General features: G+C 61.1%; 1 protein-coding gene. It reads right to left on the minus strand.

Annotation, left to right across the window (positions count from 1 at the left end; all coding sequences use genetic code 11):
- Window positions 1–35: 35 nt before the first annotated feature.
- On the minus strand, window positions 36–416 hold the full coding sequence (locus ACE03M_RS08660) for a VOC family protein (RefSeq protein ID WP_485933574.1): 381 nt from the start codon (window positions 414–416) through the stop codon (window positions 36–38).
- Between the last annotated feature and the right edge of the window lie 314 nt (window positions 417–730).

Consider the following 730-nt stretch of genomic DNA (forward strand, 5'->3'; position numbering starts at 1 on the left):
TGAGTGGTCCGCTCGGCAACGTCGGCGTCAGAGCCTCAGAGGTACGGCTGAGTGATGAGCTCCAGATACATGCCGGACGGGTCCAAGAAGTACACGCCTCGGCCGTCGTGTTCGGTGTTCGTCTCGTGCAGGCGAGTCCGCTGCGGGTCCGCCCAGTAGTCGAGGCCCCGTTCGTCCAACTGTGCCACCGCGCGATCGAAATGTTCATCCGTGCACATGAACGCCATGTGCACAGGCTGGATATCGAAGGTCGGCGGGGGAGTCGCGAACTGCAGCATCACGCCCTCGTCGAGCATGATGTTGGAGAAGACTCCCCACGACTGAGTGTGCTCGGCCTCGAGGATGTCGACGTAGAACTGAGCCGATTCCGCCGGATCGGCGGCGGCAATGATGGTGTGATTGAAGATTGCTGACATGGTGTCCTTTCGAAAAGAGTGGGCCCGATGAGGAAGGGCCAGATGTTTGTGCCCGCTGAGAGCGCGGGCAGCGCGAGCTGAAGCGCAGTGAGGGGACTCGTTTCGAAAGGGGTGGGGCGCGAGCGTAGTTCTCGCGTCCACGGCGGCTCAACGGTCGACCGGGTTACCGATCCGTGAGCGGCTGAAAGCCTGTCCGGTCATGGTCCACAGCTTAACCGATTTGAGGGTCAGCCGCCCGTACGCAAGGAACATCAGGATCTCTGGAATCGGCCGCTCTAAAGCCATGGAAGCTCGAAACGGTTGGTAAGTCCTGG

Source organism: Brevibacterium sp. AGC70, assembly GCF_057334195.1.

Coding starts and splice junctions, on each gene's coding strand:
- ACE03M_RS08660 (WP_485933574.1), bottom strand. CDS start 416: ATGTCAGCAATCTTCAATCACACCATCATTGCCGCCGCCGATCCGGCG.